Raw genomic sequence first — 25,604 nt, 5'->3', positions numbered from 1 at the left:
CTATTATCATAATACTAAGTTAAACAGAACGAAGTACCTAATTGAAGTATTCTTACGTAGCTCGCCAACCGATTCTGGATAGAGAAAAACGAACCATAGGTTACGAACTCCTCTTTCGAGACGGCCCTAAAAATACCTTCCCTGAAGTAGAACCAGAGCTGGCTACTAGTCGACTGCTATCCGATCATTTTTTATCGACGCATTACAACACATTAGGAAACAAACTTGGCTTTGTTAACTTTCCGCATCAAAGCTTGGTGAACTTGGTCCCAACTTTGTTCCCTAAAGAATCTCTCGTCATTGAAGTCCTTGAAGACTGCGAACCGACAGAAGAACTGTTAGAAGCCATCAAGCACCTTCATGAGTGCGGATACAAAATTGCTCTGGATGATTTTGTTCCGACGAAAGCTTGGAAGCGTTTTCTTCCATACGTTTCCATGATCAAGTTTGATATTAGACTTGTGCCGATCAAGAAAGCTGCCATTTTTATTCAGGCGTTGAGCCCATTTAAAATCGACTTTCTTGCGGAAAAGGTAGAGACCTATGAAGAGTTTGAGCAAGCTCTAGAAGCCGGTTTTAACTATTTTCAAGGGTATTTTTTTAGCAAACCTGAGATGATCCAGAAAAAACGGTTGAACCCCGCGTTTCTTACCGTCATCCAACTTTGTAAAGAGATTGCTGATAAGCCCATCGACTTCAATGAGGTTGAACGTCTGTTTTCGATAGATGTGACGCTGTCATACAAGCTGCTTACTTACGTAAATTCAGGATATACATTAACGACTAAGATCAAATCGTTCAGACAGGCGCTTATTTATCTGGGTGAAGAGCGACTACGACGCTTTATTTCCTTAGTTGCAATTGCGTCCGTTCAAGAAGATAAACCTGACTCTCTATACTCTTTAGCGATTCAGCGTGCACGAATGTGTGAACTGTTACTTAGTCAAATGAACACTAGGTATGACCCTGGGCAGGCTTTTTTGACAGGCATGTTTTCTTTACTCGGCTCTTTGCTCGATCAACCGCTCTCGGATGTCATTGAAGATATCCCCGTTGACGAAGATATAAAACTCGCATTAACCAGTCGAAAAGGCGTACTTGGTCACTTACTTTCGATGACGATCGCCTATGAACAAGCGGACTGGGAGTTAGCCGAGCGATATTGCACCGTTCTTAAATTAACCGAACCTCAATTAGCGGACGCTTTTAATCAATCGACGGAATGGGCTCAAGAACTGCTGTCTCAAACGCCCTAAATCGCTATAATGCCTCACCCCCAGCCTCGCAATTGTGAGGTTGTTTGTTTTTACCGCTTAATTAATCGAGATTTCATTTTATGGCTTCTTCTTGCCCTTGCGGATCTAACCGCACCTACCAACAGTGTTGTGAAATGGCCCACAACAACCATGCTGACGTCACCACTCCAGAGCAGTTAATGCGCTCTCGTTACAGTGCGCATGTGTTAGGTCTAGTCGATTACGTGGTGAACACGTACCACCCAAGCTGTAATGCAGAAGAGCAACGTGAAGGCATTGCCCAATCTATCGACAGCGATTGGTGCAAACTTGAAGTTGTAAAAACAGAAGCTGGCAGTAATGACAATGAAGGCTTTGTCGAATTTAGCGCTTATTTTGATGAAGACGGCAAGCGCTACTGTATGACAGAGCGTTCTCGCTTCGTAAAAGAAAATGGGCTTTGGTACTACATTGACGGCACATTTCCTGAAGAAGAGCCAGAAGAAGAACCAGAACAGGATCCACGATTGAGCCAGCCAGTGAGTAGCCTAAAGCTAGGTCGTAACGATCCGTGTATCTGCGGAAGCGGTAAGAAGTTTAAGAAGTGTTGTGGGTAAAGGCATCCACGCCTAGCTTATTGAGTTCGCTTTAATGAGATTCCTGACCTCACCTAAGCTCGTCGGAATAACGTGAATATATGTACCTGTTTGAAGTAAATAACTCTACTGCAAGCACCATTAGAAAATATACCGTCATTCTGAACGGCGAGGAACGAGTGTGATTCAGAATCTAATCGCTACTAGCACTGTTGCCGGTTTTTACCCCGAATCAAGAACACTAAATTAAAAAAGCCCCTAGGCTCGAGAGCATAGGGGCTTTCACTTATCTATAGCAAGCTTACTTATGACGCTCTTTCAGTTTGTTCACTACGTCATTCATCGATAAGCCTTGGTCTTGAAGCAATACCATTAAGTGATAAATCAAATCTGCTGATTCACACACTAACTCCGCCTTATCGCCCGACGTCGCCGCAAGCGCGACTTCAACGCCTTCTTCGCCCACTTTTTGCGAAATACGCTTGGTGCCACGGGCATAAAGACTGGCAGTATAAGAGGAATCTGGGTCGGCACTCTTGCGGGCAGCCAATAGCTGCTCAAGTTGATGAAGCCACACCATTTGTGACTCCTCTTGAGGGTCCACATCCCAGCAAGTTGTATTACCCAAGTGGCACGTAGGACCAATGGGATTCACCTTAACCAGTAGCGTATCGTTGTCGCAATCTAGCTGCATGTTCACCAATTGCAATACATTACCGGAAGTCTCACCTTTCGTCCAAAGACGCTGTTTAGTTCGAGAGAAAAACGTCACTTGACCCGTTTCGCCCGTTTTTGCCAACGCATCTTGGTTCATGTAACCCATCATCAGCACTTGGCTTGATTGGAAATCTTGTACGATGGCAGGTACCAGACCATCCACCTTTTCCCAGTTGATTCGCTCAGCTAGCGAACTTACTTCGGCGGCTTTCACACTCATAGTCGTACCTCAATGCCTTGTTGTTTCAAATACTGCTTTAGTTCACCAATATTGATGACTTGCTTGTGGAATACCGATGCGGCAAGCGCGCCATCCACATTTGCTTTTTGGTAGGCTTCTGCGAAGTGCTCCATGGCACCTGCACCACCCGATGCAATCAATGGCACGTTACACACTTCACGCACCATATTAAGTTGTTCAATATCGTAGCCGTTACGTACGCCGTCTTGGTTCATCATGTTCAGTACGATTTCACCAGCGCCGCGTTTTTGTACTTCTTGCACCCAATCACGCGTTTCCCATTGAGTTGCTTTGGTGCGTTCTTCATCGCCAGTAAACTGGTAAACCTGATACTTGCCGGTCTCTTTGTCGTAGTATGAATCGATACCAACGACGATACATTGCACACCAAACTTATCAGCAAGGTCAGTAATCAATTGCGGGTTCGCCAAGGCAGGTGAGTTGATAGACACTTTGTCTGCACCAAACTCAAGAATGCGCGCCGCGTCTTCCGCTGATTTAATACCACCAGCCACACAGAAGGGAATATCAATCACTTCAGCAACGCGAGCGACCCAACTTTTGTCAACGACACGCCCATCACTTGAAGCAGTAATGTCGTAGAACACAAGCTCGTCTGCGCCCTCTTCCGCATAACGCTGTGCCAGAGGAACGATGTCGCCAATGATCTCGTGATTACGGAACTGAACGCCCTTTACCACTTGTCCATCACGAACATCAAGACATGGAATTATTCGCTTTGCCAGCATGCAAATGCCTCCTCTGCTGTGAACTTACCATCTAACAGCGCGCGACCAACAATCACGCCAGCCACACCGCTGCCTTTTAGTGCTTCGATATCCGCTAATGAGCCGATGCCGCCTGAAGATTGGAACTGCACTTGTGGGTACTGTTTACATAGGTCGACATAAAGCTCTACGTTTGAGCCTTCTAGCGTACCGTCACGAGAAATGTCCGTACAAAGCACGTGCTGCAAACCTGCCGTCAGGTAATCGTTGATCAGAGCTTCGATAGTCACGCCTGAATCTTCTTGCCAACCAGAAATCGCTACTTTACGTGTGCCGTCTTGATCGATGTTGATGTCTAGCGCGAGAACGATTTTCTCTGCACCGTATTTTTCCATCCAACCTTTCACAAGCTCTGGCTGTTTTACTGCTGTTGAGCCAACGACAACACGCTGAGCCCCCGCTTCTAGCAGATCAATCACGTCTTGCTCTGTGCGCACTCCGCCACCGATTTGGATGTTCGCTGGCGTGCTTGCTAGTAGCTTTGCAATTAAATCAAGTTGACGTGCTGTCGTGTCTTTCGCGCCAGTTAAATCCACCAAGTGCAGCCAGTTAGCACCAGCTTGGTGGTACAAGTTGAACTGCTCTGCTGGGTCGACTTTGTACTCAGTTACTTGGCCGTAATCACCTTGATAAAGGCGAACCACCTGTCCTTCAATTAAATCAAGAGCTGGAATAATCACACTAAATCCCTTTTATAATTCTAAGAAGTTTTGAATAAGCTTCGCGCCCGCTTTTGAAGAACGCTCAGGGTGGAATTGCACGCCGTAATAGTTACCGCTTTGTACTGCTGCTGTGAACGGGTTGCCGTATTCACATTCCGCAATCGTGTAATCCCCAACAGGCATCGCAAAGCTGTGCACGAAGTAGAAATACTCTCCTTCTTCAATATCTTTGAAAAGTGGATTACCTGCTTTTGCAGAGACCGTGTTCCACCCCATATGCGGCAACGGCAAATCGCCAGTTTGTAGTAGCTTCACTTCGCCATCACAAAGTCCAAGACACTCAACTAACTCGTCGGCTTTCTGCCCTTTCTCTTGAGACACTTTGCCCAACAGTTGCATGCCTAAACAGATACCTAGTAATGGCTTTTCTACCTGTTTTACCAAGCTGATCAGATCGCGCTCTTCTAGGTTCTTCATCGCTTCGCTGGCGGTTCCCACACCCGGTAGGAATAGCTTATCTGCGGATAATACGACTTGCGGATCTTTTGAAATCGTTACGTCATAGCCTAGGCGTTCAATGGCAAACTTCACCGAAGAAACGTTGGCACAGCCAGTATCGATAATGACAACTTTCTGTTCTGTCACTGTTTTTCTCCTTGCTAACGTTAGCCTTAAAGCACGCCTTTACTACTTGGTAGCTCAGTGCCTTCTACTTTGATTGCTTGGCGTAACGTACGACCAAACGCTTTAAATAGACTTTCAATGATGTGGTGATCATTGTTGCCCGCAGAAGAAAGGTGCAACGTACACGCTAATGTGTCAGTCAGAGAGCGGAAGAAGTGAACCACCATCTCTGTTGAAAGATCACCCACTTGCTCACGACTAAACTGCGCGTCGAACTTAAGGTAAGGACGACCTGATAGGTCTAGTGCGCATTGCGCCAAACACTCATCCATTGGCAAGCTAAAGCCAAAGCGACCAATACCACGCTTGTCACTCAGTGCTTCCTTCAACGCTTGACCTAACGCAAGAGCGGTATCTTCCACTGTGTGGTGATCATCAATGTGCAGGTCACCTTCCACTTTGCACACCATTTGGAATCCACCGTGCGTCGCGATTTGATCCAGCATGTGGTCAAAAAAGCCAAGACCTGTAGAAATGTCATTACCGCCTTGCTCGTCAAGATTAACGAATACTTTGATGTCTGTTTCTTTTGTGGTGCGGACCACTTCAGCCACGCGCGCCTTCACTGTGAGATCTTTTAGGATCTGTTTCCAGCCCATGGTTTCTGGGTTGTATTGAATACCACGAATTGCCATGTTTTCTGCAAGTTGAAGATCGGTTTGACGATCGCCAATCACAACAGAGTTTTGGAAATCTACTTTGCCACCTTGAAGATACTCTTTTACCAAGCCTAGTTTAGGCTTACGGCAAGAGCAGTTATCTTCATCAAAGTGAGGACAAATCAGTACGTCATCGAACTTCACACCTTGAGACTCAAAGATCTCCATCATCATGTTGTGCGGTGCATCAAAATCAGCTTGTGGGTAGCTGTCTGTACCCAAACCATCTTGGTTCGTGACCATCACTAGACGATATCCTGCATCCTGCAACGACAGCAGGCTTGGGATAACAAATGGTTCTAGTTTTAGCTTATCTAAACGGTCTACTTGAAAATCTATCGGCGGCTCAACAATTAAGGTGCCATCACGATCAATAAAAAGGATTTTTTGTTGTTTGCTCACTCGAACTTCCTTATTGCTATTCTTTTGGCGCTCCCGCTATTGAGCGAGAGCGATAAATTCTGTCTCTATTTATGCGTAGTAGTTTCTAATAAATCCAAGCGTTTTTTCGCACTCGTCACGGTTACCCACACTGATACGCACACAGTTTTCAATTGGCGAGTTACGCAAAATAATGCCCGTATCCCAAGCCGCTTTGAAAAGGTCATCGCCATCTGGGAATTTCACCAATAGGTAGTTCCCCCACCCTTCAAACACTTCCAAACCCGGAATCATTGAAAGGCCAACTTGCAAGTAAGCACGGTTTGCATTCAAATCGAGAACTTGAAACTTCGCTCGTGCTAAACCAGCTTCCGAAAGCGCCTGAGTCGCAATTTCTGCCACTGGAACTGGGACTGGGTAAGGTGCGATAACTTTAAGAAGTACATTAATAAGCTCTTCGTTCGCAAGCGTAAATCCACAACGCAGACCTGCAAGCGCAAAAGCTTTCGACAGAGTACGCAGAATCGCAAGATTCGGGTATTGCGCCAGTAGGTCTACCGTTGACGCTTCTGGACAAAAATCGATGTACGCTTCATCCATCACCACGATTGCACGGTCTTTTGTCATCTCAAGCAGAGACACAATGTCCTCACGCTTAACCAAGTTACCCGTTGGGTTGTTTGGCGAACATACAAAAACCAGTTTCACGTTATCCAGATTAGCTTCGATGCCTGCAAGGTCTAGTTGCCAATCTGACGTTAGCGGCACGGTTTTGCGCTCTACACCGATGGTTTCTGCACTGATGGCGTACATACCGTAAGTTGGTGGGCAGTAAAGAATCGCATCTTCACCCGGCTCACAGAATGCACGAATTAATAACTCAATACCTTCGTCTGCGCCGCGAGAAGTCAGTGTTTGTTCTGGTTTAACACCCGCATACGCTGCGTAAGCGGAAATCAGTTCTTTCGGTTGGCATTCGCTGTAACGATTAAGACGAGCAAAGTCTGTTTTGTATTCATTGTTAAATGGTGATTCGTTGGCATTTAGCCATACGTCACCCGTACCACCGATTCGGCGAGCCGACATATAAGGGGTAAGCTGTTGGACTTGTTTACGCGCTAGCTTTTCCATCTCATTACTCTCTTATTCTTACTTACTTGCTAATTTTTCTACGCGGATAGTAACAGCACGTTTGTGAGCGTCCAGACCTTCCGCTTCAGCCATCGTGACTACCGTTGGTGCAAGGTTCTTTAAACCATCAGCAGAAAGCTCCTGAACCGTCATTCGTTTAGAGAAATCCGCCAAACCTAAGCTTGAATAAGTACGTGTGTAACCGTAAGTAGGAAGGACGTGGTTAGTCCCCGACGCGTAATCTCCCGCAGATTCAGGCGACCAATCCCCAAGGAAGATAGAGCCTGCATTATCAAGTAGAGGTAGAAGCTCACGAGGGTTCTTAGTCTGAACAATCAAGTGCTCAGGACCGTAGTAATTGGAAATAGAAACTGACTGCGTCATCGACTCGGAAATAATGATCAAGCTTGATGCCAGAGCCTTTTCTGCGATGTCTGCACGAGATAGCTCCTTAAGCTGACGTTGAACCGCATCCGTCACTTGATCAGCAATCACAGGAGAAGGAGTCACCAATACCACTTGAGAATCAGGACCGTGTTCTGCTTGGCTCAAAAGATCCGCAGCGATAAAGTCTGCATCTGCGGTTTCATCGGCAATCACAAGAACTTCTGATGGCCCTGCTGGCATATCAATCGCAGCACCGCGGAAATCATTGCTAACCTGTCGTTTTGCTTCGGTCACGTAAGCGTTGCCCGGACCAAAGATCTTATCTACTTTCGATACAGTCTCGGTGCCATAAGCCATTGCAGCAACTGCTTGGCCACCACCGACGTTGTACACTTCATCAATGCCACACAGCTTCGCGACATAAAGGATCTCATCAGCGATTGGCGGTGGAGAACAAAGAACGACTTTACGACAACCTGCAATTTTTGCAGGAACGCCGAGCATCAAAACAGTCGATGGCAAAGGCGCACTTCCACCAGGAATGTACAAACCCACTTTTTGAATTGGACGTGTTACTTGTTCACAAAGAACACCTGGCTGCGTTTCCACCTTGATCGGTTGCGGCTTTTGCGCTTTGTGGAACTTAGAAATATTGGCGTAAGCTTGCTCTAGTGCGCTCTTCATTGACTCTGACAAACGCTCTGACGCTGCCTTAATTTCCTGAGAAGAAACACGAATGGATTCAGGCTTAACACGGTCAAACTTTTCTGTCAGCTCAATAAGAGCAGAGTCACCTTCTTCTCGAACTTTAGCAATAACTTCGGCCACAGCAGTGGTGATATTGGCACCTTCTGCAATAGCAGGGCGCTCCAAAATAGAGTCTTGCTGATTCTCACTTAATGATTGCCAAACGACTGTTCTCATGATGCTTACTCCATCATTTTTTCAATTGGTAGAACGAGAATTGAACTTGCGCCCAACTCTTTCAGCTGTTCCATTGTTTCCCAGAACAGGTTTTCAGAACTCACCAAGTGAACAGCCATTTTCTGCTTATCTGCAGAAAGAGGAAGAACAGTTGGGTCTTCAGCACCTGGCAGTAGCGCTTTAATTTGATCTAACTTCTCTGCTGGGGCGTGAAGCATAATGTACTTAGATTCTTTCGCTTGCTGCACGCCTTGCATGCGAGTTAACAGCTTTTCGATTAGCGCCACTTTGTCTGCGTCGAACTCACCTGTGCGTTGAATCAATGTCGCTTTTGATTTGAAGATAATTTCAGCTTCTTTAAGGCCGTTCGCTTCCAGTGTTGCACCTGTAGAAACCAAATCAGCGATAGCATCAGCGAGACCCGCGCGAGGCGCAACTTCTACAGAGCCTGTCAGCATACATGTAGAGAATGGAACGCCGGCTTCATCCATGTACGCTTTTAGAAGTTGAGGATACGTTGTAGCAATACGCTTGCCAGCTAAGTCTTGTGGACCGTTGTACTCTTCGTCCTTGTCGATTGCGATAGATAAACGACAGCCACCAAAATCAAGTCGACGAAGCTGAACAAACTCGCAGGGTTCACCTAATGCTTTGCGGTCAAGGCGAACTTCTTCTAGTTCATTTTCGCCAATAAAGCCAAGGTCAACAACGCCATCCATAATTAAACCTGGGATGTCGTCGTCACGAACCAAGAGTAAATCAATTGGCATATTTTCAGAATGGACAACTAAACGCTCGCCCATCACGTTGAACTTTACGCCGCACTGTTTTAGTAGAGCTTGACTCTCTTTGCTAAGACGACCTTTTTTCTGAATTGCGATTCTTAAACGTTGTGTTTGCATTGCTTTGTCCCTATGCAAGATTTTGATATCTAAGTATTTTTCAAACTAATAAAACTAAAAAACCCTCGGGAGATTGAAGTCTCCCGAGGGTTTAAAATCTGCTTTTACTTTGATTTTACCTCCGGGAGTTTCCTGCCTCCCGGGTATGCGTACATCGCCCGAAAGACTAGATTGGGTGATGATGGTGATGAATGTTCATTACAAAATTACGCATACTTATTTCAAGGCTCTTCTCATTTGCTTTGTTACCAACCACACTAACCAAGCTGATTACTTTTTTCAACCCTTAATTTTAAAAAAATTCGAATTGTATAATACAAATAAAAAAGGAGGCCGAAGCCTCCTATAAATTTACTTTTTAAATCAGTGAATTACGCACTCTGGCAAGACGCTATTTTAGACTTTGAAAGCCATGACAAAATAGCGCAAACGATAACGAATGTTATCGACGCTGCAATGAACGAGAACGCAATTGAAGCAGTCATACCAAGGGCAATAAAGCCGACGCATGAAACAAGCGCGACTGATAATGCATAAGGTAGCTGTGTTGATACGTGATCAATGTGGTTACAACGTGCACCCGTCGATGACAGGATAGTCGTATCTGAGATTGGTGAACAATGGTCACCGAATACCGCACCAGCTAAAACCGCACTCAGCATCGGTAGCATTAGCGCTACGTCTGTTGCGCCAGCCATGTCTCCAGCGATTGGAAGCATGATGCCGAACGTACCCCATGAAGTACCTGTTGAGAACGCCATTAGGCCAGACAACAAGAATAGGATAACTGGGAGCCAATGAGGGTTGATATTGCCCTGCGCCATTGTCGAAAGGTAAGTACCTGTCTTCATATCACCGATAACAGAACCAATGGTCCAGGCAAATACTAAGATTAGAATCGCACCAAACATAGACTTAGCACCAATCCAAAGTGTACGTGCGATCTCAGCCATTGGTAGACCTTGCTTCACAACAGTAAACAGTGCAACTGCTAAGCCAAGCAAGCTACCGTAGATTAGTGATGTACCTACATCTGTATTTTCAAAAGCACCAAGAAGCGCAAACTCCTTACCATCAGCAGCCAATGCTTGGCCACCCGTGTAAAGCATTGAAGCGATAGTCGCGATAATCAGCGTCACGATAGGAAGTATCAAATCTGACACTTTACCCTTTTCACTTTCACGGATATCTAGCTCTTCGTTTAGGTCATGCGCTTCTTGCGAGTCATTTTCTTTGTCTTTATCAAAGCCACGACCTTGCGATGCAGAGATCTCATGCTCACGCATTTTACCAATATCAAGACCAAACCACGCAACAGCGAACACCATTAGCAGCGCAAAAACGGCGTAGAAGTTCATTGGAATAAGACGAACATATGCGCCAAGAGCCGAATACTCTGTGATCCCATGTGAGACTAAGATCCCGCCAATAATAGTAATAATGTAAGCACCCCAGCTAGAAGCAGGCATAATTACACACATTGGAGCAGCGGTTGAGTCTAGAATGTACGCAAGCTTAGCGCGAGACACATAAAAGCGATCGGTTACTGGGCGAGAGATCGCACCAACAGCAAGGCTATTAAAGTAATCATCGACAAAAATGAATACGCCTAAAAAGGCGGCAAGAAGTTTGGAGCCGCGTTTACTCTTCACTCGAGATTGTGCCCATTCAGCAAAAGCACGAGTACCGCCAGATAGCGTTAATAAAGCTGTTGTCATACCTAATAAGATTAGGAAACCAACAATGCTCATGTTCCAAGTGTTAATTCCGCCATCTTCAATAAAGACAGAAGAAACTTGAGAACTGACGTAACCTGCGGTGTCGCTGATAGACCAGCTATTAAGTAGCACCGCACCTAGCACGATACCTACACCCAAGGAAACTAATACACGTCGAGTCAAAATCGCCAAAGTCAAAGCGACAATAGGTGGCAATAATGAAACAGGAGAACTAGAAAAATCTATTAAATTCATGATCTTCAAAAACCAAAGTTTGGCTAGAGATCTACTGCAGACAAGTCACGTAGCATACGATACGTGCTCATGTTGAACTTAGCGACAGGGAAGCGAACACTCCACCCAACCCTACAGTAGCGCTCCATAGTTTAATGTGAATATATACTATGGCAGTGTTGTTCCTTTCAGATACAACCCCAGCAAGTAACTTTGATGAGTTACTTACTTCGGCAATCTTCGCCTTCCACTATTATTCATTGGCATCACCCCAATAATAGCTACTCTTCGAGACCGCGCCTCTACGGCAACAACAAACAATTAACCACTAACTGTACAAATTAACAACAAATTGTCTGCAATATTGCATCAGGTGGCAGCCATTGTACTTATGATGAGAGTCAATGCAACACATCAAACTAAATTAAACAAATAAATAATGACTGAGATAATTTATAAACCTTGCCTACTTCCATAAGTTTTGTGCAACTGAAATCACATCAATCATGTTATTTATGAAACATTATTACTACCTTAGAAATATCATGGTTTATCTTATATCAATAAATTAAGGATATATGACACAGCATTAAAGATGGATGCTTCATATTTTTAAGTAATAACTCAAATTTTTTTATAAAAAACCAAGCTGTCACTCTCTCTATACAATAATGATTGTTGATTTTAGTTCTCATCTAATAATGATTTATTTCGAGTGTAATAATATTAATTGCTTTAAAAAATAGTCAAATTTAAACAAAATCTTGATTTAGCATTTGCACATAAGGAAAAGATAAAGTTAAATATAAGGACTCTTTGTTTATTTATAGATTGGCATTATTTAATCGTAACGATAAAAAGTGCCCAACACATTAACCTTTTAATAGGAATCGTTATGTCAGAGCTGACTAAAACCCTTCTAAATATCCGTAGCCTTCGTGCATTTTCTCGTGAGCTGACTCTAGAACAATTGGAAGAAGCTCTAGATAAACTCACTACTGTCGTAGATGAGCGTCGTGAAGCAGAAGAAGCAGAACGCGCAGCACAAGCAGAGCAAGAAGCTAAGCTTGCAGAGATTGCTGAGAAAATCGCTCAAGACGGTATTGACGTAGAAGCACTTATTACTGCGCTATCTGGCGAAACTAAGACGAAAGGCAAAGCGAAGCGCGCACCTCGCCCTGCTAAATACAAATACACAGATTCAAACGGTAATGAGAAAACTTGGACTGGCCAAGGTCGTACACCTTCGGCGATTCAAGAGCAACTTGATGCAGGTAAATCTCTGGATGAGTTCCTAATCTAGATCCGTGCTATTTTTTAAAAGGCTCCCATAGGGAGCCTTTTTTATTTAAACCATTACAAATAAAAAAGGCACATTTCTTAATGTGCCTTTTACTTTAGTTACAGAATAGTTAATTAAATCGCTTCGTATTAACGTTCCCAGTATGCTTCTTCTAGACTATCTTCTCGCTCAGGAAGTCCGCGCGACAATCGTGGTGAATGTTGCACGAGAACTTCGTAGCTAGCACGGTTTGCGTATTTGCAGACTTGAGAAAAAGAAGAGTAAGTTAAATACTCGTTACTGTGCTTGCTTGAATTAGGCACATTTTCTTTATGGTATTTATTTGCTGCCATATCATGAAGAACAGCAGATAACGCAGCATCACCTGCGCCATTTGTATTCTTAATTTTTTCTGGGCCACCCATATATGGCGAGATATGCGAGTACACTTTTATTGGCGTCTCGCATGAGTCTTTTTTCGCCGGACGACTGAATTCATAACGATTAAATTCAGCAATTGACCCTGGAAGTAATGGCAAAGAAGTTTCGCGCTTCGCGCTATCCTCCGTATACCCAGCCATAAATAGACCTACAGGACCCGCCGTGCACAATACTAGATCAGCCCACTCCAATGTTTTATCAGACGCAGCAAGTGGATCAGATTCCCCCGTCAGTGCTTCTGCTTCATCTTCATTCATCGCAACGACTGAAACGTTATCTCGAATGAATTCTTGCCAATATTTAGGGTCATCTTGAATAACAAACTTTGTGCCTAAAGTCAGAACAACAGGCACATCATTCTTTTTCGCGTACTCAATTGCTTTCATTGTTGCTTCCGGCATTGGGTCGCCGTCTTTGCAACGTACTAGATATGACGTCAGTACAAGTGCTGATGCATTTTTAAAGATTTTCTCTGGAATGCTATCAGGATGGAGTTGGTTCATTTGCCCTTCGCTGATAGCAAAAGTACGTTCACCGTCTTCTGTGATAAGAGCAAAACAACGGCCAATTGCACCATCTACACCTTGTAGGTAGTTCAAGTCCATGCGGCTTGATGTATTACAAAGATAACGGTAACCGTAGCTGCCAATCTTAATATCCTGGCTCATCACTCCAAGTAGTGTGGAGCGGTCATCCGCTAGCACGGAGTAGTTATGTAGCGTGTTACCAATTGTACCGCCCGCATACTCATTGGTAATCAAGTTCTCTTCTTTCAGTTGCTGGTATAACTCTTCTGCTCTTTCGTCATCGATAACCAGAGAGTGACCTTTACTCAGACCGTACTTTTCAATCACATCCGTTGTAACTTTTGCTTCAATATCAACCAAGGTTTGGTCAATACCAATGATGTGAGTGCGCGTCATCTTCTTGCTTTCTTGTGCTTGGCTCACCAGCGGGTCACGAGCATGAACAGGAAAATAGTGCTTCGATTTGCGTTGTCCAGGAAATTTCATATTGTCAGTCTGAGTAAGGGGATGAAAAGGAGAGCGGATTCTATACCGCTAATAATAAAGCAGCAATAAAAGCGATTATAGCAAACGTTTGCTGACAGCTTTTTTCTTTTAGGTGGCTTATTCACCTTCCATAAAGCTGAGATCTGGTAGTTGCTCAAGGTGCTCGCTATAACGCTTTAGGTTGAACTCACCTTCATTCTTCATTACATCAAAAATCTCAATTGACATCGCACATGCCATCATCGCAACCGCATCTTCACGTGGTGTGCCAGTCATCATTAAACGCATAAGGGTTTCTTTTACTTTAAGCGGGTTGCCATCTTCGAGCTGATTTTCCACAATTTCAATCAACTCACTTTCTTGCATAAATTGGTTTTCTTCTGTCATTTGGTGTTTCCTCTTGGATTTTGGCCAACTATGCCATATATACCTCTTCTATACTTGCGAAATTACTCGTTCGAATCTTTGTTGAAGAAAAATCCAGCGAAACGAATTGTGATTTCGATCTCGGATCTGTCACCGGTCTGTGGATTCTGATAGAATCTGCATCCCGTTTATTTAAGTGGTGTTTAGTAATGTCTGATAACAGCCAAAAGAAAGTCATCGTCGGTATGTCCGGCGGCGTTGATTCATCTGTTTCCGCGTATCTTCTAAAGCAGCAAGGCTACCAAGTAGAAGGCCTTTTCATGAAGAACTGGGAAGAAGATGACAACGAAGAATATTGTACAGCGGCAGAAGATCTTGCTGACGCTCAGGCAGTATGTGACAAGCTAGGCATCCACCTACACACTATCAACTTTGCTGCCGAATACTGGGATAACGTATTTGAGTACTTCCTTGCTGAATACAAAGCTGGCCGTACTCCGAACCCTGACATTCTTTGTAACAAAGAAATCAAGTTCAAAGCATTCCTAGAATTCGCTGATGAAGTACTTGATGCTGATTACATTGCAATGGGCCACTATGTGCGTCGCTCTTTCCCAGAAAATGGTGAAAAACCACAGATGCTACGTGGTCTAGATGGCAACAAAGATCAAAGCTACTTCCTGTACACATTAAGCAACGAGCAAATCGCACGTAGCCTATTCCCTGTTGGTGACCTAGAGAAGCCAGAAGTGCGCCGCATTGCGGAAGAGCAAGATCTAATCACGGCGAAGAAGAAAGACTCTACGGGTATTTGTTTCATCGGCGAACGCAAGTTTACTGAATTCCTAGGTCGCTACCTTCCAGCTCAACCAGGCAACATCGAAACACCTGAAGGCGAAGTGATTGGTCAACATCAAGGCCTGATGTACCACACGCTTGGTCAGCGTAAAGGTCTACACATCGGTGGCCGTAAAGGCGGCGGTGGTAACGAGGACCCATGGTTCGTTGGTGAGAAAGATCTAGAACGTAACGTTTTGATTGCCGTTCAAGGTAAAGACCATCCAATGTTAAAATCAGAAGGTCTACTTGCATCACAACTTCACTGGGTAGATCGTGAGCCAATTCGCGATGTTATGAAGTGCACAGTGAAAACTCGTTACCGTCAGGAAGATATTCCTTGTACAATCATCCCTATCGATGATGAAAACATTAAAGTTATCTTTGACGAGCCACAAATTGCTGTAACTCCAGGTCAATCAGCAGTGTTCTACAAAGGTGACGTGTGCCTAGGTGGCGGCATCATCGAGCAACGCATTAAATATTCTCAAGCTTAGGAGTCGTTACGTGGCGAATACACTTTATGACCGTACTATCGCTTTCGCTGGGATTTGCCAAGCTGTTGCTTTAGTTCAACAGGTAGCGAGAAACGGACATTGTGATCAAGATGCTTTTGAAACATCAATCAACGCTATTTTGAGCACGAACCCTGCTAACACAGTTGGCGTATTCGGTCGCGAAGCCGATCTAAAGCTCGGCCTAGAATGCTTGGTTAAAGGGATTGATAGCACACCATCAGGCAGTGAAATTACTCGTTACATTATTAGTTTAATGGCGTTAGAACGTAAGTTAAGCTCTCGTAACGATGCTATGTCTCAGCTTGGCGATCGTATTCAAATGGCCAAGCGTCAATCAGAGCACTTTGAGCTACTAGACGATCAAATGATCAGCAATTTAGCGAGCATCTATCTGGATGTCGTTAGCCCTATTGGCCCACGCATTCAAGTAACGGGCACGCCATCTGTACTGCAGCAGACGGCAAGCCAACACAAAGTTCGTGCGCTGTTGTTATCTGGCATTCGTAGTGCAGTTCTTTGGCGTCAAGTTGGTGGTAAGCGTCGCCACCTAATCTTCGGGCGCAAGAAGATGGTAGAGCAAGCACAAATCCTTCTTGCTCGTCTGTAGTAAAATATCAAATAAGCAGCTCGCGTTTATCGCGAGCTCATTTTTTTCGACTAAAACAAATCTCGCGCAAACGTTTGCGCAATATTCGTGACAATTGCCACAGTTATTGGTATAAAGCTCACGAAATTTAGAAACCCAATTCAGGAGAACATCATGGAACTGTCAGCATTGACTGCTGTTTCACCAGTAGACGGCCGTTACGGAAGCAAGACAATTGCGTTACGCGAAATTTTCAGTGAATACGGTCTACTAAAGTACCGTACTATCGTTGAAATCCGCTGGCTACAAAAGCTTGCTGCTACTGCTGAAATTGCAGAAGTGCCAGCGTTTAGCGCAGAAGCAAACCAATTCCTAGACGACCTTGCTGCAAACTTCTCTGAAGAAGATGCACGCCGTATCAAAGAGATCGAGCGTACAACTAACCACGACGTAAAAGCGGTTGAGTACTTCCTAAAAGAGAAAGTAGCAGACGTTCCTGAACTGCACGCAGTAAACGAGTTCTTCCACTTCGCATGTACTTCTGAAGACATCAACAACACATCACACGCTCTAATGCTTAAAGAAGCGCGTGAGAACGTGATTCTTCCAGAAATCCGTAACCTAATCGACGCTATCAAAGCACTAGCAGTGGAATACCGCGACATTCCTCTTCTATCTCGTACACACGGTCAGCCTGCTTCTCCATCTACTATGGGTAAAGAAATGGCAAACGTGGCGTACCGTATGGAGCGTCAATTCAAGCAAATCGAAAACGTTGAGATCCTAGCGAAAATCAACGGTGCAGTAGGTAACTACAACGCACACCTTTCTGCTTACCCAGAGCTAGATTGGCACAAGTTCTCTGAAGAGTTCATCACAGAGTCTCTAGGCGTAACTTGGAACCCTTACACAACTCAAATCGAACCGCACGATTACATCGCTGAGCTGTTCGACGCTATCGCTCGTTTCAACACTATCCTGATTGACTTCGACCGTGACGTTTGGGGTTACATTGCACTAGGCCACTTCAAGCAAAAAACTATTGCTGGTGAGATCGGTTCTTCAACAATGCCTCACAAAGTTAACCCAATCGACTTTGAAAACTCAGAAGGTAACCTAGGTCTTGCGAACGCTGTATTCGGCCACCTAGCACAGAAACTGCCTATCTCTCGTTGGCAACGTGACCTAACTGACTCAACGGTTCTACGTAACCTTGGTGTTGGTGTTGGCTACGCTATCATCGCTTACACTTCGACACTTAAAGGCATCAGCAAGCTAGAAGTAAACCGTGAAGCGCTTCTTGCTGAACTAGACAAGAACTGGGAAGTACTAGCTGAGCCAGTACAAACCGTTATGCGTCGTTACGGCATCGAGAAGCCATACGAGAAGCTGAAAGAGCTAACTCGTGGTAAGCGTGTAGACGGCGAAGCAATGCGTAACTTCATCGACGGTCTTGAGCTTCCTGAGCACGAGAAAGCACGTCTGAAAGAGATGACACCAGCGAACTATATCGGTCAAGCAATCGAGCTGACAGATAAGCTGTAATACTCCTGTAACGACCAGATACTTAAAAGGTTGACGCGAAAGCGTCAACCTTTTTTAGTTAGGAGAGTTAGGTCGGGAGAAAATAATTTTAGTTATATGGAATGGATTATTAATTGAAGATCAGCCCCATTTGTTATGGCTGCTTTTGGAAGAACAAGGTTATTGTTCCTACTTCCACACCAAACTTTTTTATTTTCGTTAGATTGAAAACGTGTCTGTCATCCTGACGATAAAGCCAATCATCAAAAGCAACCGTCACTGATGAATCCTCCATTTGTAGCTCAAAGTCATATTGCCACTGTAGCGCATTGCCCTGCTCTTCCCCTGTTGCTACACCTATAATATCGTCTGCCTTACCTTCATAACGACCGTCTTCTAATCTAGTGATAACCCAAACTCGCTGGTCCACCTCTCCGTCATCAAACACGAAGTCTTCCACCAGCGTCAGCGTATCACCCGCTACAGTACCCGATATATCGACCTCAAAGCGACGCGTTTGCTGTCCGGTATAATCTTGCACCATCCCCCACGCCTTTATGTCGCCTTCGAAATAACCGAATACGTCAAAAGTCGGTGTAGAAGAGCGGTAATTATCAATGTCTGCGGAACATGCCGAAAGAAAAACAGCTGCCACTAAAGTCGCTGCTTTAAAAATTCGTTTAAACACTATCTAACCTGCCCTATCAATTGTTTTCGGAGTTTCGGAAATTCTGTGTTGGGTGATAACCATATAGCCAAAAATGCATCGTTCATTCGTTCGTCTTCAATGATGCCAACGTTCTTTACTTGCACGTCCCCAACCTGCTTATAAAAAAGCTGACCAGATTTTCCATCTGTTAGATAAGTAAGCTCGTCACCTTTTTGAATATCAGGAAACATACGATCGAGCTCGCTGATCCAAGCTTTTCGATATGAGTCCGTAAAACCCAATTTCGCCCACTGCTCATCCGTCACATCAAGCAGCTGTTGCTTACTGATGTCTCTCTTGTAATTAATTTCCAACGCAAGGGGATGTGGCGATACGTCATCGCTTACGATGAACTTTCCATCAGGCGCTTTTAATCTTGAGTGATAAATATCGAAGATGAACCAAGTAAGTTGGGCTTCTCCAACAGTTTTCCATCCCTTCCAATTCGCAATGTTGCTGGCAGCTTCGCTATTTCCAACAGGTTGAGCTTGCAGAGCAAAAGAGCCAGTTACTATTACCAACGCAAGCAGCCTAGTCAGTCTCTGAGTTAAGTCTCTCTTCAAGCTTTTCATTTCCGTACACCTTGAGTATCAAGAGCATCATGACGCACCATTCGACAAACAACATTGCCAGTGTAGCGCCAGTGCTAAATCCAAATTCAACGGCTTGGAGCTTATAGCCAGCAAAGTAGCTCGCTGTTCCTCCGAGTCCGCCTATTATTGATACGTAGGTTTTTGGGAAACGGTACAAAATTGACTTAAGTTGATAGGCATACCAAGAAAACAAAACCCACAAGCATAATAACCAGACTGGCAGCCATGGGGTTGGAAAGACAAAGACCGAGAGTTGTTGATTGAGCGTATCAAGCACGAGCCCGACCGTGACGATCACACTAATACTTTTGAGCGAAGATGCATCGCTTTTCAAACAATATAGTAGGGTTGCCAAAGTAAGGAATAACGTCACCCATTGCCATTGATAGGTTCCAAGCACCGCTGCAAACCAGCAGAGTTGGAACCATGTCGAAGCAAGAAATACCTTCATAACGAACTACGGGCGTTGAAACGTCATGTGAACTGCACTGATCGTGCGAGCCAAAAAGCCACCTTCACAGTAGCTCAAATAGTAGCGCCACATACGCACAAAGCGGTCGTCGTAGCCAAATGAGCGCACTTCACCCTCTGCTCGATTAAAACGTAAGTGCCATTCGTTCAGCGTCTTGGCGTAGTCCAAACCAATATCGAACAAGTCTCGCGTCACTAAGTCACTGTATTTTGTTGTGGCTTGGGTTAGTGAGGTTACCGACGGTAAAAAACCACCCGGGAAAATGTACTTTTGGATAAAGTCGACGTTGTTACTGTAGTAATCGTAACGCTGATCGGCAATCGTAATCGCTTGAATCGCCATCACGCCACCGGACTTTAATAAAGACTCACAGACCTTAATGTACGAAGGCAGGAATTGTTTGCCCACAGCTTCAATCATTTCAATAGAAACGAGCTTGTCATAAGTTCCGGTTAGGTTTCGGTAATCTTCTTTGAGTAGCGTGATTTTGTCTTCTAAGCCACGCTCTTTGATTTTTTGCTCCGCGTACGCGTGTTGCTCTTCAGATATCGTTGTTGTGGTGACCTGACAACCGTATTGTTCTGCCATGTAAATCGCCATAGCGCCCCACCCAGTGCCAATTTCAACAACATGATCAGTGGGCTTCAGCTCAAGTTGCTGACATAGACGATCCATTTTGTTGATTTGAGCCTGCTCTAGAGAGTCATCCGCATGATTGTAAAGCGCCGACGAATACAGCATATTGATATCAAGGAACGCTTCGTATAGGTTGTTACCCAAGTCGTAATGCGCATGGATATTTTTACGTGAGTTCTCTTCAGAATTTCTGTTTGACCAATGACTGAACTTGTACAGTATTTTAGTCAACCAACTGCCTTGCTCTTCGAGTTTATCTAGAGCACGCATGTTAAGGGCCATCAGTTTCATTAATGAGGTTAAATCGGGGCTATCCCACCACCCATCCATATAAGCCTCACCAGCAGCAATACTGCCGCCCTGCAAGATCCGTGAATAAAAGCCTGGATGTTTTACCTCTATAGTAGCGACAACAGGTTGACCACTGTACTCCCCATTTGGCGCACTAAAACGCTCGCTTCGCTCTGTCGTTTCCGTCTTAAAACTTTCAATAACTGTTAAGCAGCCGATTTCCATTTTTTGCAGACATTGAAAAATAACTCCGCGAGCCGCTTTTTGCGTTGTCGTCAATTTACGCGGCAATGTCATAGAACTAGTATTTAACATGCAGAATTCTCCTTGTGCTTTTTATTTTTTTTGTCTGTTTTTTCAGTATCGGCTTCTATTTCTTCATGCGTTGAATATTTAGGATGAGAATAAAAAGGTGCGCCTTTCACCCAAAGTTTTAATGCGTGCCAATAAATACCAACCATTACTTTTACCGTTTGTATTGGTGTAACGATCAAACACCTCAATAAGGTTTTGCTTGAAAGTGGCTTGGCTTTCATAACCATGGTGGCATCAAAGTGTTTCTCTCCTTTGTGACATTCAAGATGAATATTCAACTTGTCTGTCAAAGGTTTAATTCTCCAGCGGTAGAGTTGGTCAATCGGGTTGAATGGTGAAACATGGAATGCTTTAACTTGTTCCCAACCAAACTTTTCTTCTTCTTTATCTGCTGACACCACGTAGTAATGTCGTTCATTCCAAGGAGTGTTACTCACCTCTGCGAGGAGATACTTCCATTCTCCTTCCGTGTTATAAACGTAGTAGAAATTAACGGGACTGAAATAAAGCCCTAGATAACGCAAGTGACAGACTGCGATTACCTTGCCGGTACAGCGAACACCTGTCAGTTCTTCAATTTTGCTGTGCACTGCCGACTTGACGCTGCCTTCACCAATGTAATCACTGCGCTTGAAGCGAGCCCAATGCCACCAACGCGAACCAAAACCCCATACTTTTTTCTCTAAAGCATCGAGCTCGTCTACATCGATGGCGGGCATAAATAAAGAGTAGTTCAACTCATGATTCACAGGCGTGAATCGACGGTGACGAACGTTGCCTATAAACAATCGGCTGTTCATTTGGCTATCCATATCACGCTGCGCCTTTTTCGAAAGGAACCACATTTTGTTCGCGGTACTTTTCTTCTAGTTCTTTCACAACATCAAGCGCGCTACGCACGCCATCTTCATGAAAACCGTTGTACCAATAAGCGCCGCAGAACCAGGTACTTTGTTTGCCCTGTATCTCATCTTTGCGCTGCTGCGCTGCAATAGACTCAGTGGTGAATACTGGATGATGATAAGTGAACGAACGCAAGACTTTATTTGAGTTAATTTGCTCAGTACTGTTCAACGTTACACAAAACGTATGTTCTGATTGAATATGCTGAAGAATGTTCATGTTATAAGTGAGCGAAGGGAGGCGTTGCTGTTCCTCTTCACTGCCTTCCAATAGGTAGTTCCATGATGCCCATGCTGCCTTACGTTTTGGTAGTACGGCAGAGTCGGTATGAAGAACAACTTCATTTGCTTGGTATGTCATACCCCCCAAGATTTCCTGCTCAATTGGGCTGATATCCTCTAGCATTCTCATTGCTTGATCACTGTGACAAGCAAAGATAACGTCATCAAACCAATGCGTTTCTCCGCGAACTTGAACGCCAACCCCTTTTTCGTTGCGAACCACTTTTTCGACAGGACTATTAAGACGAATACTCTCGGCAAAGCCTTTGGTCAATGGTGGAATGTATGATCGTGAACCACCTTTAATCACATACCATTGTGGCCGGTTAGTCACATCTAGCAGACCGTGGTTGAGGAAGAAACGTAAGAAGAACATAAGAGGGAATGCGCGCATGTCAGCTAAAGTCGACGACCAAATCGCAGCACCCATCGGTAATATGTAGTTATCGGTAAAGAAAGCACTGAATTTGTGTTCATCAAGGAACTCACCTAACGTCTGAGAGTGCGAGGATTGCTCGCTAGCGAAGCGCTTGGCAAGTTTATTGAAACGAAGTATCTCGAAGATAAATCGATAAAATTTAGGGTTTGCCCAGTTGCGTTTTTGAGCGAACAATGTCGACACTGTGTGGCCGTTGTACTCTAGTCCGTTCCCATCGTTTCTGACACTGAAGCTCATTTGAGTCGGCAGACCTTCAACGCCAATCTCGCTCATCATTTTAATGAAATTAGGGTACGTACGGTCGTTATAGACGATGAACCCAGTATCTATCGCGTATTCTTTACCATCAAGGCTCACATCAACGGTTGCAGTATGGCCACCGATGTAATCGTTCGCTTCAAACAGCGTTACCTCATGTTCTTTATGCAAGTAATAACCACAAGTAAGGCCAGAGATTCCCGTTCCCACAATCGCTATCTTCTTTCTTCCTGCTGTTTTCATTCTTATTCCTTCTTATGCTACGAGTTTAGCAGTTAGGCGAGCTTGCCAACTGTATGGAAGTAACGAGATAAAACGTAAAATACTGGTAAATCTCGCTGGGAAATAGATATAGGTCTTGTTGGCGGCTAACTGCTTCCTGATAGAGTCCGACGCTTGCTGAGTAGAAATGATCATTGGCATTTCGAAGTCGTTTTTGTCAGTCAACGGCGTTTCAACAAAACCAGGAAACACCGTTACCACATTGATCCCTTTCTTTTTCAAGTCGACGGCGAGCGTGCGTGCAAAATAACTGACTGCCGCTTTGGATGCGCCGTAAGCTTCAGCACGAGGCAGTGCCACTTCTGATGCGATAGAGCCAACAATAACAATGCGGTGCCCTCTCTCTAAATGCACTTGGCAGCCTTCAACGCAGTTGGCAACACCGACAACATTTACGTTCATCACACGCGCCATGAGTTTCGCGTCGACCACTCCCTCATCCATGTACTCACAATCGCCTGCGTTAAAAACCCATGTGTTTGGCGTAAAGGGCAAATTAGAGAGCGCCTGCTGAGTTTCCTCATAATTTGTCACATCAAACTGCAATGTATGAATTTTGGAGGAAACTGCCTCCAGTTCTGCAAGAACATCTTGATTCCGACCACAAGCAATCACATTCCATTCTGAGTTCGCGTAATCTAGGGCAAGCTGCCTTCCTATTCCGGAGGTGGCGCCTGTGATTAAGATGGTGTTGTTCATTGTCCTAACCTCTGCTTGATGGTTTTAACGACTGAACCAAGTAACGGTAAATGCTCATAGAGCATCTCTCCGAGATCAAAATAGTCTCGGTGATAAATGACCTGACCTTCGCTAAATTTGAGGTGCGAAACACCATTGACGAGAATAGGCGCCCCCTTCTGAAGTTTGGGATGCTGAAGGTCCATTGTCCAAGTTAGGAAGCCTGTATCTCCGACTTGTTGATGCTCATGGATTACAAAATCACAACTGATGACGTTGGCATATAATGAGGTGAAATAATCCGAAAGTGCTGGCCATCCTTCTAAACGATGCGCTGCGTCCTCAAATACTACATCTTGGTGATATATATCCTTAAGCAGATGTAAGTTCGCTTTGTTGAGCTTTTGATAGATATTGCCAACAGACTGTATGTCCATTTTTTACTCCTACACGCCCATTAAGTTGTACAAAATTATTATATGTACAAGATAGTTCATTCCTCCAAAGTTGTACAAAAATAATTTTGTATAACTTTATTTCTGTAAGTAGTACGTGATGAAGTTCGCACGCGATCAATCGGCGAAAAAAAAGGCTTGGTCAAAACCAAGCCTTTTCAGCAGATTAACAATTATTTAAGTAGGAACAATTAGTATTGCTGGCCTCGCAACGCTGCAATACGTTTATCTAGCGGAGGGTGGCTCATTAGTAGCTCAGTCAGCGACTGCTTGCCATTGATACCAAACGCCATCATGGTGCCATCCAGTTGAGATTCATGACTCACCTTCAAACGCTCTAGAGCCGCAATCATTTTTTCTTTGCCAACGAGGCGCGCAGCACCTGCGTCCGCGTGGAATTCGCGATGACGGCTGTACCACATAGTCAAGAAGCTAGCTAGGAAACCAAATACCAGTTCAAGCACCATGGATACGCCAAAGTAAACCATCATATTTGTACCTTGGCCTTCTTCATCATCGTTCGATGCCACGATATTGGCAATAAAGCGTGATAGGAAGATAACAAACGTGTTCACGACACCTTGCATCAACGTCATCGTGACCATATCACCATTTGCAATATGGCTCACTTCGTGTGCAAGTACTGCCTCTGCCTCATCACGAGTCATATTGTGTAAAAGACCAGTAGAAACTGCGACAAGAGAGTCATCTCGTTTTGCACCTGTCGCAAATGCATTGATATCTGGTGAATCATAAATAGCCACCGTTGGCATACCAATACCCACTTGTTGAGCTTGACGACCCACAGTTTCGACTAACCAATGCTCCGTTTCGTTGCGCGGGCTTTCAATGACCATACCACCAACCGAGCGTAGCGCCATACCCTTTGACATCATCAACGAAATAAATGCGCCACCAAAACCAAATACAGCAGCCATTACAAGTAAACCTGACAGACTGCCTGGTTGCATTCCAGTTACAGCGTAAACAATATTCAGAACAACACTAAGCACTAGCACGACAGCTAGGTTAGTTGCTAGGAATAACATAATTCGCTTCATTACTTTTCTCCGAGGAAGCTTATCGTTTTTTTAAAACGGATTGTTATAAGGAACAAATGGTAATCGCTATAAAAGCCAATTCCGTTGATTTTCATGTTCCGTGCGTTATAGATATAGTCTATCCGCGATAAAAACAAGGTTAAGCAATAAATTGCAACATTTGTTTTCGGGACTGAAATATTTGATTCAAGCGATTTCAAAACATGCTTTGGTAGGAGCCGGAACCTCCGTTCATATACATTTATCAAAATGATAAAATAAGCTCTGAGCTACCCATCATCTATTGATAGATGATCTTGGTGTTAAATCTATCACCTCTTAGCAACTTAGCTAGAAATTTTTTAATAGACCAAAAACAGTACGTTAGCTCTGCTATAGACTTTGGTCTTATTGTGCGGCTACATG

Annotated in this window: 26 protein-coding genes, 1 riboswitch and 1 other annotated feature; of the genes, 6 read left to right on the top strand and 20 right to left on the bottom strand. The window is 44.3% G+C overall.

The window, feature by feature from the left end; genetic code table 11:
* Positions 1-41: 41 nt before the first annotated feature.
* Both R7H07_RS19035 and R7H07_RS19030 read left to right on the top strand, forming a co-directional pair.
* Positions 42-1,256, top strand: coding sequence for an EAL and HDOD domain-containing protein (locus R7H07_RS19035; RefSeq protein ID WP_005378158.1), 1,215 nt, complete (start codon positions 42-44; stop codon positions 1,254-1,256).
* A gap of 80 nt (positions 1,257-1,336) precedes the next feature.
* Positions 1,337-1,852, top strand: a complete 516-nt coding sequence (locus R7H07_RS19030; protein WP_065274373.1) for a YchJ family protein — start codon at positions 1,337-1,339, stop codon at positions 1,850-1,852.
* A gap of 280 nt (positions 1,853-2,132) precedes the next feature.
* On the opposite strand, the gene hisIE is transcribed toward R7H07_RS19030, so the two are convergent.
* From hisIE to tet(35), 9 genes are all read right to left on the bottom strand, one after another.
* On the bottom strand, positions 2,133-2,768 hold the full coding sequence (gene hisIE, locus R7H07_RS19025) for a bifunctional phosphoribosyl-AMP cyclohydrolase/phosphoribosyl-ATP diphosphatase HisIE (protein WP_005533681.1): 636 nt from the start codon (positions 2,766-2,768) through the stop codon (positions 2,133-2,135).
* Positions 2,765-3,538: an imidazole glycerol phosphate synthase subunit HisF gene (hisF, locus tag R7H07_RS19020; protein WP_004749837.1), complete on the bottom strand. Its 774-nt coding sequence runs from the start codon at positions 3,536-3,538 to the stop codon at positions 2,765-2,767. Before hisF ends, hisIE begins: the two co-directional genes overlap by 4 nt.
* Positions 3,520-4,257, bottom strand: coding sequence for a 1-(5-phosphoribosyl)-5-[(5-phosphoribosylamino)methylideneamino]imidazole-4-carboxamide isomerase (gene hisA / locus R7H07_RS19015; RefSeq protein ID WP_206959102.1), 738 nt, complete (start codon positions 4,255-4,257; stop codon positions 3,520-3,522). The genes hisF and hisA overlap by 19 nt, the downstream gene beginning before the upstream one ends.
* Before the next feature lie 12 nt (positions 4,258-4,269).
* Positions 4,270-4,884, bottom strand: coding sequence for an imidazole glycerol phosphate synthase subunit HisH (gene hisH, locus R7H07_RS19010; RefSeq protein WP_017821716.1), 615 nt, complete (start codon positions 4,882-4,884; stop codon positions 4,270-4,272).
* A 26-nt stretch (positions 4,885-4,910) separates the two neighbouring features.
* A complete protein-coding gene (gene hisB / locus R7H07_RS19005) occupies positions 4,911-5,984 on the bottom strand; it encodes a bifunctional histidinol-phosphatase/imidazoleglycerol-phosphate dehydratase HisB (protein WP_005378173.1) in 1,074 nt (357 codons plus the stop codon).
* A gap of 69 nt (positions 5,985-6,053) precedes the next feature.
* Positions 6,054-7,094 carry a histidinol-phosphate transaminase gene (gene hisC / locus R7H07_RS19000; RefSeq protein WP_017634689.1) on the bottom strand — a complete coding sequence of 347 codons (1,041 nt, stop codon included), beginning with the start codon at positions 7,092-7,094 and terminating at the stop codon, positions 6,054-6,056.
* Positions 7,095-7,112: 18 nt separating this feature from the next.
* On the bottom strand, positions 7,113-8,405 hold the full coding sequence (hisD, locus tag R7H07_RS18995) for a histidinol dehydrogenase (protein WP_033905089.1): 1,293 nt from the start codon (positions 8,403-8,405) through the stop codon (positions 7,113-7,115).
* A 5-nt stretch (positions 8,406-8,410) separates the two neighbouring features.
* On the bottom strand, positions 8,411-9,307 hold the full coding sequence (gene hisG / locus R7H07_RS18990; protein WP_005378180.1) for an ATP phosphoribosyltransferase: 897 nt from the start codon (positions 9,305-9,307) through the stop codon (positions 8,411-8,413).
* A 53-nt stretch (positions 9,308-9,360) separates the two neighbouring features.
* Positions 9,361-9,498 (bottom strand) — a sequence feature (His leader region).
* 180 nt (positions 9,499-9,678) lie between these two features.
* Positions 9,679-11,280 carry a tetracycline efflux Na+/H+ antiporter family transporter Tet(35) gene (tet(35), locus tag R7H07_RS18985; RefSeq protein ID WP_005378182.1) on the bottom strand — a complete coding sequence of 534 codons (1,602 nt, stop codon included), beginning with the start codon at positions 11,278-11,280 and terminating at the stop codon, positions 9,679-9,681.
* Positions 11,281-11,389: 109 nt separating this feature from the next.
* A riboswitch (Lysine riboswitch) is annotated at positions 11,390-11,572 on the bottom strand.
* Between the two features lie 582 nt (positions 11,573-12,154).
* On the opposite strand from tet(35), the gene R7H07_RS18980 reads away from it, so the two are divergent.
* Positions 12,155-12,562, top strand: coding sequence for an H-NS family nucleoid-associated regulatory protein (locus R7H07_RS18980; RefSeq protein WP_005378185.1), 408 nt, complete (start codon positions 12,155-12,157; stop codon positions 12,560-12,562).
* 128 nt (positions 12,563-12,690) lie between these two features.
* On the opposite strand, the gene R7H07_RS18975 is transcribed toward R7H07_RS18980, so the two are convergent.
* Both R7H07_RS18975 and R7H07_RS18970 read right to left on the bottom strand, forming a co-directional pair.
* Positions 12,691-13,995 (bottom strand): inosine/guanosine kinase, encoded by a 1,305-nt coding sequence (locus R7H07_RS18975; protein WP_005378187.1) that lies wholly within the window; start codon positions 13,993-13,995, stop codon positions 12,691-12,693.
* Positions 13,996-14,112: 117 nt separating this feature from the next.
* Positions 14,113-14,382, bottom strand: a complete 270-nt coding sequence (locus R7H07_RS18970) for a hypothetical protein (protein ID WP_005378190.1) — start codon at positions 14,380-14,382, stop codon at positions 14,113-14,115.
* 188 nt (positions 14,383-14,570) lie between these two features.
* Here R7H07_RS18970 and mnmA point away from each other — a divergent pair, with 188 nt between their 5' ends.
* The 3 genes from mnmA to purB all read left to right on the top strand — a co-directional run bounded on the left by mnmA (position 14,571) and on the right by purB (position 17,847).
* Positions 14,571-15,695, top strand: coding sequence for a tRNA 2-thiouridine(34) synthase MnmA (mnmA, locus tag R7H07_RS18965; protein ID WP_005378192.1), 1,125 nt, complete (start codon positions 14,571-14,573; stop codon positions 15,693-15,695).
* Positions 15,696-15,705: 10 nt separating this feature from the next.
* Positions 15,706-16,323: a high frequency lysogenization protein HflD gene (gene hflD / locus R7H07_RS18960; RefSeq protein ID WP_005378194.1), complete on the top strand. Its 618-nt coding sequence runs from the start codon at positions 15,706-15,708 to the stop codon at positions 16,321-16,323.
* 153 nt (positions 16,324-16,476) lie between these two features.
* Positions 16,477-17,847, top strand: coding sequence for an adenylosuccinate lyase (purB, locus tag R7H07_RS18955; RefSeq protein ID WP_005378198.1), 1,371 nt, complete (start codon positions 16,477-16,479; stop codon positions 17,845-17,847).
* Positions 17,848-17,980: 133 nt separating this feature from the next.
* On the opposite strand, the gene R7H07_RS18950 is transcribed toward purB, so the two are convergent.
* The 9 genes from R7H07_RS18950 to htpX all read right to left on the bottom strand — a co-directional run bounded on the left by R7H07_RS18950 (position 17,981) and on the right by htpX (position 25,199).
* Positions 17,981-18,514 (bottom strand): DUF3833 domain-containing protein, encoded by a 534-nt coding sequence (locus R7H07_RS18950; protein WP_114139471.1) that lies wholly within the window; start codon positions 18,512-18,514, stop codon positions 17,981-17,983.
* The gene (locus tag R7H07_RS18945; RefSeq protein ID WP_017821712.1) at positions 18,514-19,107 is read right to left on the bottom strand and encodes a chalcone isomerase family protein; all 594 of its coding nucleotides are present in this window, start codon (positions 19,105-19,107) and stop codon (positions 18,514-18,516) included. The genes R7H07_RS18950 and R7H07_RS18945 overlap by 1 nt, the downstream gene beginning before the upstream one ends.
* The gene (locus R7H07_RS18940) at positions 19,067-19,579 is read right to left on the bottom strand and encodes a DUF2878 domain-containing protein (protein WP_033905086.1); all 513 of its coding nucleotides are present in this window, start codon (positions 19,577-19,579) and stop codon (positions 19,067-19,069) included. Before R7H07_RS18940 ends, R7H07_RS18945 begins: the two co-directional genes overlap by 41 nt.
* 6 nt (positions 19,580-19,585) lie before the next feature.
* On the bottom strand, positions 19,586-20,842 hold the full coding sequence (locus tag R7H07_RS18935; protein ID WP_033905085.1) for an SAM-dependent methyltransferase: 1,257 nt from the start codon (positions 20,840-20,842) through the stop codon (positions 19,586-19,588).
* Positions 20,836-21,654 (bottom strand): DUF1365 domain-containing protein, encoded by an 819-nt coding sequence (locus R7H07_RS18930; RefSeq protein ID WP_005378205.1) that lies wholly within the window; start codon positions 21,652-21,654, stop codon positions 20,836-20,838. The genes R7H07_RS18935 and R7H07_RS18930 overlap by 7 nt, the downstream gene beginning before the upstream one ends.
* Position 21,655: 1 nt before the next feature.
* Complete coding sequence (locus R7H07_RS18925; RefSeq protein WP_206959100.1) at positions 21,656-22,966, bottom strand: NAD(P)/FAD-dependent oxidoreductase; 1,311 nt, start codon at positions 22,964-22,966, stop codon at positions 21,656-21,658.
* Between the two features lie 12 nt (positions 22,967-22,978).
* Positions 22,979-23,704 (bottom strand): SDR family oxidoreductase, encoded by a 726-nt coding sequence (locus tag R7H07_RS18920; protein WP_033905083.1) that lies wholly within the window; start codon positions 23,702-23,704, stop codon positions 22,979-22,981.
* Positions 23,701-24,120, bottom strand: coding sequence for a nuclear transport factor 2 family protein (locus tag R7H07_RS18915; RefSeq protein WP_005378211.1), 420 nt, complete (start codon positions 24,118-24,120; stop codon positions 23,701-23,703). The genes R7H07_RS18920 and R7H07_RS18915 overlap by 4 nt, the downstream gene beginning before the upstream one ends.
* A 209-nt stretch (positions 24,121-24,329) precedes the next feature.
* Positions 24,330-25,199: a protease HtpX gene (gene htpX / locus R7H07_RS18910; RefSeq protein WP_005388085.1), complete on the bottom strand. Its 870-nt coding sequence runs from the start codon at positions 25,197-25,199 to the stop codon at positions 24,330-24,332.
* Positions 25,200-25,604 lie beyond the last annotated feature (405 nt).

Origin of the sequence: Vibrio sp. Vb1127, from assembly GCF_033338735.1 — a bacterium.
Lineage (GTDB): Bacteria > Pseudomonadota > Gammaproteobacteria > Enterobacterales > Vibrionaceae > Vibrio > Vibrio alginolyticus.
This window is presented reverse-complemented; position numbering and strand designations above follow the sequence as displayed.

Excerpts from the sequence above, each read along its gene's own strand:
- htpX (WP_005388085.1), bottom strand. The coding sequence starts at position 25,199 with ATGAAGCGAATTATGTTATTCCTAGCAACTAACCTAGCTGTCGTGCTA.
- R7H07_RS18970 (WP_005378190.1), bottom strand. The coding sequence starts at position 14,382 with ATGACAGAAGAAAACCAATTTATGCAAGAAAGTGAGTTGATTGAAATT.
- purB (WP_005378198.1), top strand. The coding sequence starts at position 16,477 with ATGGAACTGTCAGCATTGACTGCTGTTTCACCAGTAGACGGCCGTTAC.
- hisF (WP_004749837.1), bottom strand. The coding sequence starts at position 3,538 with ATGCTGGCAAAGCGAATAATTCCATGTCTTGATGTTCGTGATGGACAA.
- R7H07_RS18930 (WP_005378205.1), bottom strand. The coding sequence starts at position 21,654 with ATGGATAGCCAAATGAACAGCCGATTGTTTATAGGCAACGTTCGTCAC.
- R7H07_RS18975 (WP_005378187.1), bottom strand. The coding sequence starts at position 13,995 with ATGAAATTTCCTGGACAACGCAAATCGAAGCACTATTTTCCTGTTCAT.
- R7H07_RS18935 (WP_033905085.1), bottom strand. The coding sequence starts at position 20,842 with ATGTTAAATACTAGTTCTATGACATTGCCGCGTAAATTGACGACAACG.
- R7H07_RS18915 (WP_005378211.1), bottom strand. The coding sequence starts at position 24,120 with ATGGACATACAGTCTGTTGGCAATATCTATCAAAAGCTCAACAAAGCG.
- hisD (WP_033905089.1), bottom strand. The coding sequence starts at position 8,405 with ATGAGAACAGTCGTTTGGCAATCATTAAGTGAGAATCAGCAAGACTCT.
- hisIE (WP_005533681.1), bottom strand. The coding sequence starts at position 2,768 with ATGAGTGTGAAAGCCGCCGAAGTAAGTTCGCTAGCTGAGCGAATCAAC.
- R7H07_RS18925 (WP_206959100.1), bottom strand. The coding sequence starts at position 22,966 with ATGAAAACAGCAGGAAGAAAGAAGATAGCGATTGTGGGAACGGGAATC.
- R7H07_RS18945 (WP_017821712.1), bottom strand. The coding sequence starts at position 19,107 with ATGAAAAGCTTGAAGAGAGACTTAACTCAGAGACTGACTAGGCTGCTT.
- hisG (WP_005378180.1), bottom strand. The coding sequence starts at position 9,307 with ATGCAAACACAACGTTTAAGAATCGCAATTCAGAAAAAAGGTCGTCTT.
- R7H07_RS19030 (WP_065274373.1), top strand. The coding sequence starts at position 1,337 with ATGGCTTCTTCTTGCCCTTGCGGATCTAACCGCACCTACCAACAGTGT.
- R7H07_RS18940 (WP_033905086.1), bottom strand. The coding sequence starts at position 19,579 with ATGAAGGTATTTCTTGCTTCGACATGGTTCCAACTCTGCTGGTTTGCA.
- R7H07_RS18980 (WP_005378185.1), top strand. The coding sequence starts at position 12,155 with ATGTCAGAGCTGACTAAAACCCTTCTAAATATCCGTAGCCTTCGTGCA.
- R7H07_RS18920 (WP_033905083.1), bottom strand. The coding sequence starts at position 23,704 with ATGAACAACACCATCTTAATCACAGGCGCCACCTCCGGAATAGGAAGG.
- hisC (WP_017634689.1), bottom strand. The coding sequence starts at position 7,094 with ATGGAAAAGCTAGCGCGTAAACAAGTCCAACAGCTTACCCCTTATATG.
- mnmA (WP_005378192.1), top strand. The coding sequence starts at position 14,571 with ATGTCTGATAACAGCCAAAAGAAAGTCATCGTCGGTATGTCCGGCGGC.